Source organism: Phenylobacterium sp. (assembly GCF_031984885.1).
Lineage (GTDB): Bacteria > Pseudomonadota > Alphaproteobacteria > Caulobacterales > Caulobacteraceae > Phenylobacterium.
In genome coordinates, this window is record NZ_DAMABV010000011.1 from 19,373 (window position 1) to 34,704 (window position 15,332).

17 protein-coding genes are annotated in these 15,332 nt (G+C 70.3%); 9 read left to right on the forward strand and 8 right to left on the reverse strand.

Annotated elements, in window-relative coordinates; translation table 11 throughout:
* Position 1: 1 nt before the first annotated feature.
* Entirely contained in the window at positions 2–130 is a 129-nt protein-coding gene (locus tag RTL41_RS15720) for a hypothetical protein (RefSeq protein ID WP_312166009.1), read from the reverse strand.
* 117 nt (positions 131–247) lie between these two features.
* Here RTL41_RS15720 and RTL41_RS15725 point away from each other — a divergent pair, with 117 nt between their 5' ends.
* From RTL41_RS15725 to RTL41_RS15750, 6 genes are all read left to right on the forward strand, one after another.
* Complete coding sequence (locus RTL41_RS15725; RefSeq protein WP_183769845.1) at positions 248–430, forward strand: DUF3606 domain-containing protein; 183 nt, start codon at positions 248–250, stop codon at positions 428–430.
* Between the two features lie 7 nt (positions 431–437).
* A complete protein-coding gene (locus tag RTL41_RS15730) occupies positions 438–1,205 on the forward strand; it encodes a sulfite exporter TauE/SafE family protein (RefSeq protein WP_312166093.1) in 768 nt (255 codons plus the stop codon).
* Between the two features lie 60 nt (positions 1,206–1,265).
* A complete protein-coding gene (locus RTL41_RS15735; RefSeq protein ID WP_312166010.1) occupies positions 1,266–1,727 on the forward strand; it encodes a hypothetical protein in 462 nt (153 codons plus the stop codon).
* A gap of 201 nt (positions 1,728–1,928) precedes the next feature.
* Complete coding sequence (locus RTL41_RS15740; protein WP_312166012.1) at positions 1,929–2,750, forward strand: alpha/beta hydrolase; 822 nt, start codon at positions 1,929–1,931, stop codon at positions 2,748–2,750.
* Between the two features lie 98 nt (positions 2,751–2,848).
* Positions 2,849–3,769: a hypothetical protein gene (locus RTL41_RS15745; protein ID WP_312166013.1), complete on the forward strand. Its 921-nt coding sequence runs from the start codon at positions 2,849–2,851 to the stop codon at positions 3,767–3,769.
* Positions 3,770–3,787: 18 nt separating this feature from the next.
* Positions 3,788–4,576 carry an SDR family oxidoreductase gene (locus RTL41_RS15750; protein ID WP_312166014.1) on the forward strand — a complete coding sequence of 263 codons (789 nt, stop codon included), beginning with the start codon at positions 3,788–3,790 and terminating at the stop codon, positions 4,574–4,576.
* On the opposite strand, the gene rsmA is transcribed toward RTL41_RS15750, so the two are convergent.
* Positions 4,573–5,397, reverse strand: coding sequence for a 16S rRNA (adenine(1518)-N(6)/adenine(1519)-N(6))-dimethyltransferase RsmA (gene rsmA, locus RTL41_RS15755; RefSeq protein WP_312166015.1), 825 nt, complete (start codon positions 5,395–5,397; stop codon positions 4,573–4,575). The two genes, RTL41_RS15750 and rsmA, sit on opposite strands and share 4 nt — an antisense overlap.
* Before the next feature lie 134 nt (positions 5,398–5,531).
* On the opposite strand from rsmA, the gene RTL41_RS15760 reads away from it, so the two are divergent.
* Genes RTL41_RS15760 through mtnN form a run of 3 tightly spaced genes read left to right on the forward strand, consistent with a single transcriptional unit; the run spans position 5,532 to position 7,584 of the window.
* On the forward strand, positions 5,532–6,569 hold the full coding sequence (locus tag RTL41_RS15760) for a flagellar hook-length control protein FliK (RefSeq protein ID WP_312166016.1): 1,038 nt from the start codon (positions 5,532–5,534) through the stop codon (positions 6,567–6,569).
* Entirely contained in the window at positions 6,566–6,838 is a 273-nt protein-coding gene (locus tag RTL41_RS15765) for an EscU/YscU/HrcU family type III secretion system export apparatus switch protein (RefSeq protein ID WP_312166017.1), read from the forward strand. The genes RTL41_RS15760 and RTL41_RS15765 overlap by 4 nt, the downstream gene beginning before the upstream one ends.
* Before the next feature lie 20 nt (positions 6,839–6,858).
* Positions 6,859–7,584 (forward strand): 5'-methylthioadenosine/S-adenosylhomocysteine nucleosidase, encoded by a 726-nt coding sequence (gene mtnN / locus RTL41_RS15770; RefSeq protein WP_312166018.1) that lies wholly within the window; start codon positions 6,859–6,861, stop codon positions 7,582–7,584.
* On the opposite strand, the gene greA is transcribed toward mtnN, so the two are convergent.
* The 6 genes from greA to RTL41_RS15800 form a co-directional block, all read right to left on the reverse strand.
* Positions 7,581–8,060, reverse strand: a complete 480-nt coding sequence (greA, locus tag RTL41_RS15775; RefSeq protein ID WP_312166019.1) for a transcription elongation factor GreA — start codon at positions 8,058–8,060, stop codon at positions 7,581–7,583. The two genes, mtnN and greA, sit on opposite strands and share 4 nt — an antisense overlap.
* A gap of 12 nt (positions 8,061–8,072) precedes the next feature.
* On the reverse strand, positions 8,073–8,687 hold the full coding sequence (locus tag RTL41_RS15780; RefSeq protein ID WP_312166020.1) for a class I SAM-dependent methyltransferase: 615 nt from the start codon (positions 8,685–8,687) through the stop codon (positions 8,073–8,075).
* Positions 8,687–10,510: a DUF885 family protein gene (locus RTL41_RS15785; RefSeq protein ID WP_312166022.1), complete on the reverse strand. Its 1,824-nt coding sequence runs from the start codon at positions 10,508–10,510 to the stop codon at positions 8,687–8,689. Before RTL41_RS15785 ends, RTL41_RS15780 begins: the two co-directional genes overlap by 1 nt.
* 76 nt (positions 10,511–10,586) lie before the next feature.
* The gene (gene pdxA, locus RTL41_RS15790; RefSeq protein WP_312166094.1) at positions 10,587–11,597 is read right to left on the reverse strand and encodes a 4-hydroxythreonine-4-phosphate dehydrogenase PdxA; all 1,011 of its coding nucleotides are present in this window, start codon (positions 11,595–11,597) and stop codon (positions 10,587–10,589) included.
* The gene (locus tag RTL41_RS15795; protein ID WP_312166023.1) at positions 11,597–12,940 is read right to left on the reverse strand and encodes a peptidylprolyl isomerase; all 1,344 of its coding nucleotides are present in this window, start codon (positions 12,938–12,940) and stop codon (positions 11,597–11,599) included. Before RTL41_RS15795 ends, pdxA begins: the two co-directional genes overlap by 1 nt.
* A gap of 58 nt (positions 12,941–12,998) precedes the next feature.
* The gene (locus tag RTL41_RS15800; protein WP_312166024.1) at positions 12,999–15,311 is read right to left on the reverse strand and encodes an LPS-assembly protein LptD; all 2,313 of its coding nucleotides are present in this window, start codon (positions 15,309–15,311) and stop codon (positions 12,999–13,001) included.
* Positions 15,312–15,332 lie beyond the last annotated feature (21 nt).

Genomic DNA, 15,332 nt, shown 5'->3' on the forward strand with positions numbered 1-15,332 from the left:
CTCAGAGGTCCGTGTGGGCGTGCAGCGCGGCCTGCTGGTCGAGATAGGCGAACCAGCCGAAGGCCCAATGGCCGATGATGGAAATGAGGAAGAAGGCTAGGGTCAGCCAACCATAGGCATAGCGTTTCAACGGAACCTCCCTGAGGTGCTGGCGCTAGCAACGGGCCGGTACGGTCGGGGTTCCTGCTGCGGCGGGTAGGCGCCGGGCAGGGGACTTGATAGGCCAGGGCCGACGACGGAGAGGACGATGGCCGAACCCAAGGGCAAGCGGGATTTCCGCGACAACGTGCGGCTGGACGTGCGCGAGCGCCACGAGGTGGCGTTCTGGGCCAAGCGATGGGGCGTGAAGCCCGAGCAGGTGATCGCCGCGCACCGCAAGGTCGGCCACAACGTCAAGGACATCGCCGCCGAGCTCGGCAAGCGGAAGTGACGTTCCGCTGCTGACCGACCCCTTCTTCTACGCCGTGGCGATTCCGGCCGTGGTCCTGCTGGGCATGGCCAAGGGCGGGTTCTCGGGCATCGGGGTGATCGCCGTGCCGATGATGGCGCTGGCGGTCTCGCCGGTGCTGGCCGCCTCGATCACCCTGCCGATCCTGATCGTGCAGGACGTGGTCAGCGTCTGGGCGTTCCGCAGAACCTGGGACAAGGGCGTGCTGGCGGTGATGCTGCCGAGCGCGGCGGGCGGCATCGCCCTGGGCTATTCGCTGGCGGCGTTCGTCAAGCCCGGCGCGGTGGAGCTGGCGGTCGGCGCGGTGTCGATCGTCTTTGCGCTGATGCGGCTGTGGGCCGAGCGCGGATCGGCGCCGCCGAAGCCGGCGAAGGCCGAGAAGCTGCCCTGGCGCGGGGTGCTGGCCGGCGTGGTCGCCGGCTTCACCAGCCAGATCGCCCATGCCGGCGGCCCGCCGTTCCAGATCTATGTGATGCCCAAGAACCTGCCGCGGGACGTGTTCATCGGCACCAGCGCGATCTTCTTCGCCGTGGTGAACTGGATGAAGGTCCCGGCCTACTGGGCGCTGGGGCAGTTCACCCGCGAGGCGATGATGACGGCCCTGGTGCTGCTGCCGCTGGCCATCGCCTCGACCTGGGCCGGGGTGTGGCTGGTGCGGCGCGTGCCGGCGGGGAACTTCTACCGGATCATCTACGTGCTGCTGATCGCGGTCGGCGGCAAACTGGCGTGGGACGGGGCGGCCGCGCTGCTTGGCTGACGCCATACGAGCGCCCATATCGGTTGCTTAAGCTGCAGCGCGCTTGGAGGCGCCTTGAGCATGCGTACGCGTTCGATTTTGGCGGTCACGGCCGCGCTGGCCCTCTCGGCGGGCGCCGTCCAGGCTCAGGAGGCCATGAGCACCGCCGGCGCGACGGGCCTCGCTCCCTCCGAGATCGACATCGCCGCCGCCGAGCCGGTCGCTGCGGCCGCGCCGCCGGCCGAGCAACTGGACACCGCCCAGCAGATCCAGCGCTGGCTGGCGGAATCGCCCGCCGCGGCGTCGGAGGAGGCCTTTGCCGAAGGCGTGCGCTTGCCGCGCGATCGTCAGATCCACGGCGAGGTAGGGATCGCGGTCGGCACCGGCGGCTATCGCAGCGGCTACATCACCAGCGTGATGCCGCTGGGAGAAAACGGAACCCTGGCCCTGACCCTCGGCCAGGAGAAGAACGGCTATCGCCAGTACTGGGGCGGGCGGTCTCCCTATGGCCAATTCCCCTACGACCCCGCGTTTCCCTATTGATCTGCGACTGCTGAAGCGTCTCGGCACGAGATCACGCTTCATGCGTTAGGCCAGCGGCGATGATCGTCATCTTCGCCGCCTAGCATCGCGTCCGCGTTGTTTTGCGTTTGTCGCACCTCGCCCATGAGCGGTCATGCGGCCGCCCGGACGGGCGCCCGAGCCTGCGCCCGCTCGGGTCCAGCAGCACCAAGGGAGACGAGCATGGCCTTCATCACCACCAAGGACGGCACGAAGATCTTCTACAAGGACTGGGGCAAGGGGCAGTCGGTGCTGTTCTCCCATGGCTGGCCGCTGACCGGCGACGCCTGGGATGGGCAGATGCAGTTCCTCGGATCCCAGGGCTATCGCGTGATCGCCCATGACCGCCGCAGCCACGGCCGTTCCGACCAGACCTGGGACGGCAACAACATGGACCAGTACGCCGACGACCTGGCCGAACTGATCGAGTTCCTGGACCTGAAGGATCTGGTGATGGTCGGCCATTCCACCGGCGGCGGCGAGGTGGCGCACTATCTGGGCCGTCACGGGACCGGACGCGTCGCCAAGGTGGTGCTGCTGGGCGCCGTGCCGCCGCTGATGCTGAAGACCGCGGCCAACCCCGAAGGCACGCCGATCGAGGCGTTCGACGGCATCCGCAAGGGCGTGTTCGACGACCGCAGCCAATTCTACAAGGACCTGACCCTGCCGTTCTACGGCTACAATCGGCCGGGCGCGAAGATCTCGGAAGGCGTGCGCGAGAGCTTCTGGCTGCAGGGCATGATGGGCGGGATCAAGGGGCAGTACGACTGCATCCACGAGTTCTCCGAGGTCGACTACACCGAGGACCTGAAGAAGATCGACAAGCCGACCCTGATCGCCCATGGCGACGACGACCAGATCGTGCCGATCGGCGCGGCGGGGCTGAAGTCGGCGAAGATCGTCCCGGGCGCTCAGCTCAAGGTCTATCCGGGCGCGCCGCATGGCCTGGCGACGACCCACCAGGACCAGTTCAACGCCGACCTGCTGGCGTTCATCAAGGGGTGATCGGCGCCGCCGATTCAAACGATTGTTCGAGTCTCGCGGGCGTGCGTCTATAGAAGGCGACGCGCCCTTGCCGGCGCATGCCCGCACAGGAGACGCCCATGAGCTTCGAGACGCCCCTCAGCCTCGCCGGTCCGCTGCGCAAGCCGCAGCAGATGCTGGCCGACCAGGAGTATGGCGGCCATTCGTCGATCCACGACGACGCCATGGCCGAGAAGCTGGGCTTCCGGGCAGGTCCGATCGAGGGGCCGACGCACTTCAGCCAGTTCCAGCCGCTGCTGGCCAGGATCTGGGGACAGCGCTGGTACGAGAGCGGCTGCATCTCGTCCCACTTCCTGAACATGGTCGTGGAGGGTGAAGAGGTTCGCGCCTTCGCCGAGATTCCGGCGGAAGGGGCGACCTCCACCCGCGTGTGGGCCGAGAAGGCCGACGGCACGCCGGTGCTGGAGGCCAGCGCCAGCGTCGGCCCGCAGACGACGCCGAGCCTGCTGGAGGCGCGCATGGCGGCGCTGCGTCCGCCGGGCAAGCTGCTGATCCTCGAGGACCTGAAGGTCGGCATGACCGGCGCCAGGGACGAGCGGGTGCGGATGGACGCGGACCAGAACATGGGCGCGCTCTATCCCTTCAGCCTCAATCAGAAGCTGGCCAAGATCACCGAGAACTCGCCGTGGTATTCGGACGCCTCGGCCTCGCCCTGGGGGCGGGCGATCATCCCCTTCGAGATGCTGAGCGTGCTGTTCGAATATTCCAGCCGCGAGGCGGCCTTCCCGGTGAAGGGCCCGGCCGTGGGCCTGTTCGCCGACCAGGAGATCAAGCTCATCGACGGGCCGCTGTTCGTCGGCGAGGAATACGTCCTGCGCCGCGAGGTCGTCGCCCTGGCCGAGAGCAAGCGCACCGAATCCTACTGGGTGCGGACGCGGGTGTTCGACGCCAAGGGCGAGAAGCAGGTCGCGCAGATGCTGCTCAACCACGCCAGCCTGAAACACTCCTACGCCGGCTATGCCGACGCGGCCGACGCCTGACCAAAAGGACGCTTTTCGATGGAAGTTAAGGACAAGGTCGTCGTCGTCACCGGCGGCGCCGACGGGATCGGCGCGGCGCTGGCCCGCCGCTTCGCGCGCGAGGGCGCCAAGGCGGTGATCGTGGCCGACCGCAACGGCGAGGGCGCCGCGGCGGTGGCGCGCGAGATCGGCGGCGAGGCGGTGACGCTGGACGTCAGCGACGGCGCGGCGATGGCCGCGATGGTGGCGGATGTCGAGGCGCGGCACGGCGGCATCGACCTCTTCTGCTCCAACGCCGGGGTCGGCGGCGGCGATCCGGACAAGCAGAACGCGGCCTCGTCGCCCGACGAGGTCTGGAACCGGGCCTGGAACGTCAACGTCATGGCCCACGTCCATGCGGCGCGGGCCGTCATCCCGGGCATGCAGGCGCGCGGCGGCGGCTATCTGCTGAACACCATCTCGGCGGCGGGGCTGCTCTCGCAGATCGGCGGGGCGGTCTACTCGACCACCAAGCATGCGGCGGTGGGCTTTGCGGAGTCGCTGGCGATCACCCACGGCGACCAGGGGATCAAGGTCTCGATCCTGTGCCCGCAGGGCGTGGACACCGCCATGCTGCGCCAGGGCGATGCGGCGTCGCAGCCGCAGAACCTGGACGGGGTGCTCAGCCCGGACGACGTCGCAGAAAGCGTGGTCCAGGGCCTGGCGGCCGAGAGCTTTCTGATCCTGCCGCATCCGGTCGTGCTGACCTACATGCAGCGCAAGACCGGCGATTACGACCGCTGGCTGGGCGGCATGCGCCGGCTGCGGGCCAGGATGGTTGGCGGCTAGGCCCGGCGCAGGACGTCGGCGAGCGTCAGGAAGCCCGCAACGTCGATGGTCTCGGCGCGGGCCTCCGGCGCGATGCCGGCCGTCTCGCAGAGCTCGGCGCCGCCGAGGACCTTGAGGCTGGAGCGCAGCATCTTGCGCCGCTGGCCGAAGGCGGCGGCGGTGACGCGCTGCAGGGCGTCGAGGCGTTCGGGCGCGGGACGGTCGGCGCGCGGGGTCAGCCGGGCCACCGCCGAGGCGACCTTCGGCGGCGGGGTGAAGGCGCGGGCCGGGACGTCCATGACCACGGCCGTGTGGCTGGTCGCTTGGGCGATCACCGAGAGGCGGCCATAGGCGTCCGAACCGGGTTCGGCGGCGATGCGGTCGGCGACTTCCTTCTGGAACATCAAGGTCATGGAGGCGGGCGTGAAGGCCCCCGTCAGCCACTTGATCAGCAACGGCGTGCCGACGTTGTAGGGCAGGTTGGAGACGATATGGGCCGGCGCGCCGGCGGCGACCTCGGCCTCGTTGGTCTTCAGGGCGTCCTCCAGGCGCAGGGTCAACGCGCCGCCCGACGCGATGGAGAGTTCCTCCAACAGCGGCGCGAAGCGCGGGTCGGCTTCGACGGCGGTGACCCTGGCGCCGGTCTCCAGCAGGGCGCGGGTGAGGCCGCCGGGCCCAGGGCCGACCTCGATCACGTGATCGCCTTCGCCGACCTCGGCCAGCCTCGCGATCTTCCGCGTGATGTTCAGGTCGAGCAGGAAGTGCTGGCCGAAGCTCTTCTTGGCGAGCAGGCCGTGCTCGGCGAGGGTTTCACGCAGGGGCGGCAGTTGGTCGAGGGTCATCCCAGCCGCAATAGCAGGCGCGGGCCGGCAAGGGCAGGGGCGTGCGGGGCGTCCGCCGGCCCAAAGCTGTGTCTTAAGCCCGCCTTCACTCCCTGGCGGTAAGATGTCGGCAACTTTTGGCAGGTGACTGGCTCGTGTCGATCACGCCGATACAAGGCCCGCTGACGCCCCAGGTGGCGATACCGGTGACCCCGGTGCGGCCGGTGATTCCGGTGACGCCCCCGGCTGCCCCGTCCATCGACATCGATCCTGGCCATGTTCAGGCGCAGATGCTGGCGCAGACCGCGCAGCGGGCCGCGGGTCGCCAGGGCGGACTGGCCCCGCTGATGGCGGACCTGACCCAGGCGGCGCGCAATCCGGCGCTGCCGGCGCCGGTGCGCTCGGCCGCGGCGCAGGTGCTGGCCCAGGCGACGCCGTCCGATGCGCGGCTCGGCGGCGGCGAGGTCGCCAAGGCGCTGTCACAGTCGGGACTGTTCCTGGAGGCCAGGCTGGCGGCTGCTCCGCAGGTCTCGCCCATGGGCCAGGACATGAAGGCGGGACTGCTGGTCCTGCGCCAGGCCCTGGCCGCATGGCTGGCGGGCGCGCCGCGTTCGCCGGACGCGCGGTCCCTGGCGCGCACGCCGCCGCCGCCCTATCGCGCGGGCGGGCCGCGGGCCCAGCCCTCCGCCACGCCGAGCCTGGCGCTGGACGCCTCGCCCAGCAAGGTCGGGCAGAGGCTGCTGGCCGAGACGGAAAGCGCGGTGGCGCGACAGGAACTGTTGCAGATCGCCTCGCTGCCGGCCGGGGCGGACGAGCCGGTCGAGGCGCAGATGACGCGCTGGATGTTCGAGATGCCGTTCACCACGCCGCAGGGCGCGGCGGTGGCGCAGTTCGAGATCAGCCGCGACGGGCGCGGCAAGGGCGGCGAGACGCAGCCGACCTGGCGCGCGGCGTTCTCACTGGACATCGAACCGCTGGGGCCGGTCCATGCGAGGGTCTCGCTGGTCGGCGGCCAGGCGATCGTCGGTCTCTGGGCCGAGCGCGAGAGCGGCCTGACGAGGCTGGAAGAAGGGCGCGAACTGCTGGGCGCAGCGCTGGCGCGAGCCAGTTTCCAGGCCGAGATCGCCCTGCATCGCGGCGCGCCGCGCGTCGCCGAGCCGGAGGCGGGCCAGTTGGTGGACCAGACCTCATGAGCGAAAGCGGCCGCAGGACCTTGGCTGTCGCCCTGACCTACGACGCGCCCCATGCGCCGCGCGTGGTGGCGAGCGGCCGCGGCCTGATCGGGCAGAAGATCATCGAGGCGGCCCAGGCTCATGGCGTGCCGATCCAGCAGAACGCGCCGCTGGCCGAGGCGCTGTCGACCATCGAGCTGGAGACCGAGATCCCAGAGCGACTCTATGTGGCGGTGGCCGAGATCCTGGCCTTCGTGCTGAGCGCGGCCGAGGAGGGGCGGCGGCGCTGAGAGCGTGCTAAGCGGGGCCTATGCACGCGATCCTCTGCGCCACGCCTGAAGAGATGGACGCCCTGCGCGGCGTCCTGCACGCCGATCCGCAGCCAGAGATCCATGGGCCGACCAGGGTCTGGCGCGCGCGGTTCGCCGGCGAGGCGGTCGTGCTGGCCCAGGCCGGCATCGGCAAGGTCAATGCGGCGGCCGCGGCGACGCTGCTGCTCTCGGCGTTCGGCGCGCGCACGCTGATCTTCTCGGGCGTGGCCGGAGGGCTCAATCCGGCGCTCGGGGTCGGGTCGGTGCTGCTGGCCGACCGGCTGGCGGTGCACGACTACGGCATCATTTCGGCGGGCGCCTTCACGCCGACGGCCTATGGGGTGATCCCGGTCGGCGCGCCGCCGCTGAGCGGTCCAGAGCCGGTGGAGGAGGCGGTGCGCGCAGTCCTGGCGCGGCTGGCGCTGGCGATGAGCGGCCGGCTCGATGCGCGGCTGGGCGGAGTGGTGACGGCCGACTATTTCCTGAACTGCGCGACTACGCGCGACGAACTGCATGCCCGGCTGGGCGCCGACGCCATCGACATGGAGTCCGGCGCTGTGGCGGTCGTGGCGCGGGCCTGGGGCGTGCCGCTCTATGTCATCCGCACGCTGTCGGACCTGGCCGGCGGCGACAGTCACCTGACCTATGACGAGATGGTCGAGGCCGCCGCGCGGAACTCCGCCGCCTGCGTGGAGGCGTTGCTGGACCTGCTGTCGAAGACCTAGACGATCGACATGACCTCGACCTCGGCGCCGTTGACGTCGGCGAGGTCGCCGACGCGCTTGCCGAGCAGGGCGCGGGCCAGGGGCGAGATGTAGGACACCGAGCCGCCGGCCGGATCGGCCTCGTCCTCGCCGACGATGGCGTAGGTCTGGCGGCGGCCGTCCTCGCGCTCGAAGGTCACGGCGCGGCCGAACTGGACGGTGTCGAGGGCGGGGTCGGGCTCGACCAACTGGGCGCTGGCGCGGCGAGCCCCGTAGTAGCGCAGGTCGCGAGTGGCCCTGGCCATGGCGGTGCGGTCGGCGTTGACGTCGCCGCTGGCCTGGGCGGCGCTATAGGCGGCGCGCGCCTTGGCGAGTTCGTCGTCCAACTGGGCCAGGCCCTTGGCGGTGACGAGATTGGGGTGCGGGGAGATCGGACGATCAGGCAGGTCCGCCGCGGCGGACTCGCTGTCCTCCTCCTTGGTGAAGGCGACGCTCATGGGCGCATTGTCTCAGGAAGCGGCCGTCATGAAAACGTCGTAGCGCAGGGTCTTGCCGACGATCTGGTGAGAGGGCGGGCGCAGGCCAGGCATCGGCGGGCCCTTGCGGGGCCACTTCAGCACCACGCGCTTGCGGGCGCAGGCCAGCGCCGCCTGCATCAGCTCGAGCTGGTCGGGGTCGGTCCCGACGAGGTCGCGCAGCAGGCGCATGTCCTTCTTCACCAGGGCGGTGGAGGTGCGCTCCGGGTGCATGGGGTCGACGATGACCACGTCGGCCGACAGGGTCGGCAGGATCAGGCGCGCGTCGCCGTGCAGCAGGGTCATGCGGGCCACGACCTCGGCGGTCTGCGGGGTTGCAGCAGCAGCCTCCAGACCAGCGGCGAGGCGGGCGTGGACGTGGGGCGAGCGCTCGATCAGCGTCACCTGCGCCCCCAGCGAGGCCAGCAGGAAGGCGTCGCGGCCGAGCCCGGCCGTGGCGTCCACGACGCTGGGCGTAAACCCCTTCACGAAGCCGGCGGCGCGGGGCAGGTCCTGGCCGCGTCCGCCGCCGAAGCGATGGCGATGGCCGACCGCGCCGCCGACGAAGTCGATGGTCAGTTCGCGGGCGAGATCGGCCGGGTCGCTCATCAGCGTTGGGACACGGTCCACTGGTCGACCACGCGCTCCAGCACCGCCAGCGGCAGCGAGCCGCCGAGCAGGACCGCGTCATGGAAGCCCTTGATGTCGAACTTCGGGCCGAGCGCGGCCCTGGCCTTGGAGCGCAGGCGGTCGATCTCGGTGTGGCCGATCTTGTAGCCACAGGCCTGGCCCGGCCAGACGACGTAGCGGTCGATCTCGTTCTCGGCCGCGCCCAGCGGCAGGCCGACGGTCTCGCGCATATAGGCGATGGCCTGCTCACGGCTCCAGCCCTTGCCGTGGATGCCGGTGTCCAGGACGATCCGGGCGGCGCGGTAGAGGAACGACTGCAGCCAGCCGATGCGCCCGGCCGGATAGGCGTCGTACATGCCGAGCTCGTCGCCGAGCTGCTCGGCATAGAGGCCCCAGCCCTCGCCATAGGCCGTGAAGCCGATGTTCTTGAACAGCATCGGCGAGGCGCCCGCTTCCTGCACCAGCGCGCCGTGGAACAGGTGGCCGGGGACCGCCTCATGATAGGTGAGGGTCGGCAGGGCCCACTTGGCCCACTCGGTCGTGTCGCGCAGGTTGATGTAGTAGGTCCCGGGCCGCGAGCCGTCGAGCGAACCGCTTTCGGCATAGCCGCGCGGCGCGCCGATCTCGATGGCCGGCGGCACGCGGCGGATCTCCATGCCGCCCTTGGGGATGGTGTTGAACACCTTGGGCGCGGCGGCCTTCACCGCGGCCATCTGGCGGTTCAGCTCGGCGAGCAGCGCCTGCCGGCCCGCGTCGGTGTTCGGATAGAACTGGGCGGGGTCCTTGGCGAAGGCGTCGAGGCGCGCGGCCACCGAACCCTGGGTCAGGCCCTGGGCCTTCAGCAGCGGATCGAGACGGGCGGTGAGGTCGGCGACCTGCTCCAGGCCGATCTGGTGGGCCACGTCGGGCGTCAGGTCGGTCGTGGTGTGGAAGCGCAGCGCGTACTCGTAATAGGCGGCGGTGATCTGCTGACGCGAGACGGTGGCGTCGTGGACGGCGGTCCGGCGCTGGGCGGTCAGCAGCTCGATCTGGCCGGCCAGGGCCTGGGCGACCGGGCCGTCGACGATGGCGGCGGCCCTGGCGGCCCAATCGCTCCCCAGACCCTTGGCGGCCGCGCGGCGTCCCAGCGAGGCGGCCAGGCCCGAGGTCTCGCCCTTCTGGGCGGCCAGGGCGTTCATCTGGGCCAGGGCCTTGTCGAGGATGAAGTCCGGCGGGGCGAGGCCCTGGGCGGCGCTCTCCCTGGCGCGGGCCGTCTCGTCGTTCATCGCCTGGGCGAAATCGGCGAGGCGCGCGAGGTAGGCTTCGGCGTCGGCCTTGGTCTCGATCACATGCTTGGTGTCGAGGGCGTCGGGGACCTTCTGGTAGCAGCCGGTGAGCTGGCTGAGCACATAGGGCACGGGGTAGTCGTAGGAATCGACGCCGACGAAGGCGAAGCGCGCGCCCTCGGCGCAGCGGTCGGCGAACCAGGTGATGGTGTCGTACTCGGTGACGCTGCGGCCGCTCAGCGCCGAGCGGTCGATGGCCTTCAGCGCGTCGCGGGCGTCGATCAGCGGCTGGAACGCGCCCATGCGGCCGGCGGTGGAACGATCGCCGACGCGCGACTTCAGCGGCGCGCGGGCGTCCTGGTCGAGGCCCAGGCCCGAGGCGTTCAGCGGATCGGCCGCCAGCATGCCCTCGAAGATCTGGTCATAGACCTTGAGCGCCTGGGCCTGGGCGTCGGCGGGCCCCGCACGGGCGGGGGCGAAGGCTCCGAGGCTCGCGGCGCCGGCGGAGGCGGCGAGCAGGCGGCGGCGATTGAGCATGGTCAGGAACTCCCCCGGTCGGAACTCGGCAAGAGGCCATGCGAGGACGGAGTCGGCAAGCCGCGGGCGACCGGAGCTAGGCGCGCCGCGCGGCGATGTCGGCGGCCATGCGGATGGCGGCGACCAGGCTGTCGGGACGGGCGAGGCCGCGGCCGGCGATGTCGAAGGCGGTGCCGTGGTCGGGCGAGGTGCGGACGATCGGCAGGCCGAGGGTGACGTTCACCCCGCCCCAGAAGTCGAGCATCTTGACCGGGATCAGCGCCTGGTCGTGATACATACAGATGGCGGCGTCGTACTTCGCCCGGGCGGCTTCGTGGAACAGGCTGTCGGCCGGCGTGGGGCCGTTGGCGATGACGCCCTGAGCGCGCAGCGCCGCCACGGCCGGAGCGATGATCTCAATGTCCTCGCGGCCGATGGTCCCGTCCTCGCCGGCATGGGGATTGAAGCCGGCGACGGCGAGGCGGGGCTCGGCGACGCCGAAGTCCCGGCGCAGGGCCTGGGCGGTGACGAGGCCGGCATTGACGATCTTCTCGACGCTGAGCGAGGCGCCGACCTTGGCGAGCGGCTCGTGGACGGTCACCAGGGTGGTGCGCAGGCCTTCGACCGCCAGCATCATGATCGGGCCACGGGCGCCCTGGTAGCTGGCGGCGGCGGTCAGCTCGCCGAGGAACTCGGTGTGGCCGGGAAAGCCGAAGCCGGCCTCGTAGAGCGGCGCCTTGGCGATCGGGGCGGTGACCAGGCCGCTGACCGCGCCCGAAAGCGCCAGGCCGACGCCGGTCTCGATCCAGCGGATGATCGCGGAGGCCGCGGTCGACGAGGGCTGGCCGGCGATCACCGGGCTGCGCAGCGGGATGTCGAGGACCGGCAGCGCCTCCGGGAAGACCGCGACGGCTTCCTTGGGCGTGGTCACCCGCCGCACCGTGCGCATGCTGGAACCGGAGGCCGAGGCCACCGACTGGAAGTCGCCGACGACCACGAAGGCCGGCCCGCCGACGCGCAGCAGGTTCCAGGCCTTGACGATGATTTCAGGCCCGACCCCGGCGGGGTCGCCGAGGGTGAGGGCGAGCGGCGGCTGGTCGGGCGCGATCACCGGGTCTCGATCGTCGCCGAGGTCCGGAGGTCACGCATGTAGCGACGGGCGATCATGCTGAGCTGCTGGCCGTAGAGACGGCTTTCGATCTGCTCGGCGGTCAGGCTGTCGGCCCCGCCGGCGCGCTTGTCGCAGACCGCCAGGATGTGGAGGCCGGCGTTGGTGCGGATCGGCGCCGACACCTGTCCGGGCTGCAGGGACTCGACCGCCTGGCGGAAGGCCGGGGCCAGGTCGTTGATCTCGGCCTCGCCGAGGTCGCCGGCGACGACGCCGTTGACCCTGGAGGCCTTGGCTTCGATGTCGCTGCAACTGGTGACCTGGCTGCGGACGGTCTCCAGGGTGGCGGTCGCGGCGGCGACCTGGGCTTCGCTCGCCGTCTGCGGCAGGGCGATGGCGGCCTGCTTCAGGTGGACGACCGAGGCGCTGGCGCCCGAGCGCTTGTCGCGCAGGAAGATGATGTAGACGCCGTCGCGGACGGGGATCGGCTGCGAGAGCTGGCCCGGGCGCATCTGCTCCAGGGCGGTGTCGATCTCGGGAGCCATTTCGCCCGCGGTGATCCAGCCGGCGTCGCCGCCGTTGGCCGCGGTGGCCGAGGCCGAGAACTGGCGGGCGACGGCCGGGAAGGGCGCGCCCTGCTGCATCTGGGCGACGAGCTGGGTGGCGCCGTTGACCGCGGTGTCCATGCCGCCGACGCGGTTGGCGTCGATGAAGACTTCGCTGATCTGATACTGCGGCTTGGCGGCGGCCGCTTCCATGCGCTGGCGCACGGCCTTGACCTGGTCCTCGCCGACCCGCAGGCGCGAGCCGTAGCGTCCGCGGATCCAGCGCTGCCAGCTAATCTGGGCGCGGACCTGGTCGCGCAGGGTGCTGACGCTGATGCCCTGGCCGGCGAGCGAGTTGGTGAACTGCTCGAGCGACATGTTGTTGTTGCGCGCCATGTCGGTCAGCTCCTCGTCGATCTCGGACGAGTCGGCGATCAGCGAGATCTTCTGTTCCTTCTCCTGGCGACGGAGCTCCTGGATCTGCAGGCGCTCGTCGACCAGGGAGATGAGCGCCTCGCGCTGGAACTGGGCGATGTTCTGCTGGGTCGGCTGGATGCCCGAGGTGGCGATCAGCAGCCGCATCCGTTGGGCGAGGTCGTAGGTCGAGATGATGTCGTCATTGACCACGGCCGCGACGGATTCCGACAGGCCGCGGGGCGCGGCGGGCGCAGGCGCGGAGGCCGGAGCGGCGGCGGGCGCTTGGGCGAACGCGTACTGCGGGGCGGCGGCGGCGGCGAAGGCGGCGGCCAAGGCGACGCCGCGCGCCGCAAGGCCCGTGACTTTACGCGCGCGGATCATGGATGAGGTCTTCCTTAGCGTAGCCGTAGCGGGCGGCGCCCCGGGGCGGCCGCGGTTGTCAGTTGCCATATATCGGTTCGCCCAATGTGGCGAGGGTTAGGCGGAACCCGATGGACTCGGTCGCACCCAGGCGGTTGGCGATGGCGTCTTCGCGACGGAAGAAGACGTCCAGGCGCAGGCACTCATCGCGATAGGCCACGCCGATGTCGCGCAGGACCCAGGCGTCCGAGGCGAGATCCCGTTGGCCGTAGGCGGTGAGCGACCAGTTCTTGGTGACGAAGACTTCTCCGCCCAGGTCGAGGTTCTCGACCCTGCCGTTCGTGTCGAGGGAGATGGGGTTCGAGCGGTCGCGCAGATAGCGGACATAGCCGAAGCCCCACTTGGAGGAGACGTTGGCGCCGGCCTCGGCGCGGGCGATGTCGAAGTCCTCGGAATCGAGACGCGCCCGGGTGAACAGCGACACCCCGCGGATGGGCTCGGCCGAAGCCGCGACGATCCAGTCCGACGACTTGGGCCGCAGGCCGCTGGCGGCCGAGAACACGTCGTTGGTTTCGGTGCGCAGCGAGCGTCCGAACAGCAGGCTGGCCCGGCGGCCGTCGTCCCAGAGGATCGAGGCGCGGCCCCCGACGTTGGCGCGCAGCCCGTCCTCGTAGAGGTCGTAGCCCGGGAATTTGTTGGGCCGGAAGAGGTTGGTCTCGTCGAACTCGAAGGCGAGGCTGTCCTCGTTCAGGTAGATCGGGGCTCCGGCGGCGTCGCGACCCAGGACCACCTGCTTGACGTCCGGCGACAGGGCGATCTGGACGATGGGCTCAAGAACCGCCGTGAAGTTCTTGTAACGCTTGAAGAATGGGTAGCTGACATCAGCTCCGGCGACGCCGAGGCCGCGGATCAGGTCGTCGGAGCGCGAGCCGCCCGACAGTACGCCCTGGAGGTTGTCGTCGATCGAGTAGGCGTCGATGCGGGCCTGGACATAGGGCGAGACCACGATCCCGGCCTTGCTGACGAACGTCGTGCGCCAATCGATCTCGCCGGTGGCGCGGCGGCTGTCGAGGCCGGCCAGCCGCAAGGGCGGAGCGCCCATGGGCGACTGGTCGCGGGTCAGGGCGACGGCGCTGGCGCGAAGGCGCAGGCGGCCGCCGAGGATGGAGGGCTCGGCCTCCCAGCGCGACTCGATCAGCGGGGCGACGATCGGGAAGGTCCGGTCGTTGTCGTCCGGGCGCAGGCCCTGGACGGTGAAGGCGGCGGCCGAGAAGTACGACCGTTGGCCCTCGCGGATCGTATAGACCTGACTGATCAGGCGGCGGTCGTCGGCCACATAGGGGCCGCGGGCCTCGTAGACGCCGCCGATGTCGTACTTGTCGAACAGCAGGTCGTCGGACGTGCGCTCGGCGGTGAAGCCCCAGCGCCAGTTCTCGTTGATCGCGAAGGCGCCCGAAGCCAGGATGTAGCTGTGCGAAGTCTCGTCGCCGCTCTGGCCCGGAGGCGCGGCGATGTCGTCGTCATAGGTGTAGCCGAAACGCGCCTCGACGCCGCCCGAATAGAACCGCTTGCGCAGCTTTCCATTAAGAAGCGGGTTAACTTTCGTGTTGATTTGGGGGCTTAGCGTCAAATCCGTAGAGGGCGAGAGCGCGAACAGATAGGGCTGCTCATAGGACACGCCGCGGCGGTCGGAGAACGAGATCTCGGGCGGCAGCAGGCCGGACTTGCGCTGCGCCTGCGGGTCCGGGTGCCAGAACACCGGCAGGTAGATCAGCGGCACGCCCATCACCTGGATGACGGCGTTGCGGTAGTAGACGATCTGGCGGTCCTTATCCTGGACCACCTTGTCGGCTTTGATCGACCAGGTCGGCGACTTGGCGGTCTGGCCGTCGGGCGCGCAGATATCGCACGGCGTATAGATCGCGCGATTGAGCTCGTTGATCGTATCCGAGCGGCGCACCGCGCTGGCCGAGGCCATCTTGACGTTCTGCTGCAGGCGGGCGGAGAAGCCGGTGGCGACCCCGGCCTTCATCTCGTCGTCCAGGACGATCTCGTCGGCGTACTGCACCGAGCCGTCGGCGTTGATGATCGAGGTGCGGCCGCGGGCGCGCATCAGGCCCTTGGCCTCGTCGTAGACGAGTTCCTCGGCGCGCAGGGTGCGGCCCTGATAGCGGACCTCGACCTCGCCCTTGGCCGTGGTGATCTTGTTCTTGTCGTCGCGGATGACGAGGTCGGCTTCCATATAGAGCTGGCCGGGCGCCAGGCCGTCGGGTGAAGCGGCGGCGGCCGGGCGCGCAGCTTCCTGCGCCTGGGCTGCGCCGCAGAACACCATCAGCGCCACGCCCGCAAGCAGGCCGCGCTTGGCGGAGGCTGAACGCCTGCCGAGACTCATGAACTCCCCTCGCGCGGACCC

What these genes read in the sequence shown, in the direction of transcription:
- RTL41_RS15725 (WP_183769845.1), top strand. Translation starts at nt 248, where the DNA reads ATGGCCGAACCCAAGGGCAAGCGGGATTTCCGCGACAACGTGCGGCTG.
- RTL41_RS15735 (WP_312166010.1), top strand. Translation starts at nt 1,266, where the DNA reads ATGCGTACGCGTTCGATTTTGGCGGTCACGGCCGCGCTGGCCCTCTCG.
- RTL41_RS15740 (WP_312166012.1), top strand. Translation starts at nt 1,929, where the DNA reads ATGGCCTTCATCACCACCAAGGACGGCACGAAGATCTTCTACAAGGAC.
- RTL41_RS15745 (WP_312166013.1), top strand. Translation starts at nt 2,849, where the DNA reads ATGAGCTTCGAGACGCCCCTCAGCCTCGCCGGTCCGCTGCGCAAGCCG.
- RTL41_RS15750 (WP_312166014.1), top strand. Translation starts at nt 3,788, where the DNA reads ATGGAAGTTAAGGACAAGGTCGTCGTCGTCACCGGCGGCGCCGACGGG.
- rsmA (WP_312166015.1), bottom strand. Translation starts at nt 5,397, where the DNA reads ATGACCCTCGACCAACTGCCGCCCCTGCGTGAAACCCTCGCCGAGCAC.
- RTL41_RS15765 (WP_312166017.1), top strand. Translation starts at nt 6,566, where the DNA reads ATGAGCGAAAGCGGCCGCAGGACCTTGGCTGTCGCCCTGACCTACGAC.
- mtnN (WP_312166018.1), top strand. Translation starts at nt 6,859, where the DNA reads ATGCACGCGATCCTCTGCGCCACGCCTGAAGAGATGGACGCCCTGCGC.
- greA (WP_312166019.1), bottom strand. Translation starts at nt 8,060, where the DNA reads ATGAGCGTCGCCTTCACCAAGGAGGAGGACAGCGAGTCCGCCGCGGCG.
- RTL41_RS15780 (WP_312166020.1), bottom strand. Translation starts at nt 8,687, where the DNA reads ATGAGCGACCCGGCCGATCTCGCCCGCGAACTGACCATCGACTTCGTC.
- RTL41_RS15785 (WP_312166022.1), bottom strand. Translation starts at nt 10,510, where the DNA reads ATGCTCAATCGCCGCCGCCTGCTCGCCGCCTCCGCCGGCGCCGCGAGC.
- RTL41_RS15795 (WP_312166023.1), bottom strand. Translation starts at nt 12,940, where the DNA reads ATGATCCGCGCGCGTAAAGTCACGGGCCTTGCGGCGCGCGGCGTCGCC.
- RTL41_RS15800 (WP_312166024.1), bottom strand. Translation starts at nt 15,311, where the DNA reads ATGAGTCTCGGCAGGCGTTCAGCCTCCGCCAAGCGCGGCCTGCTTGCG.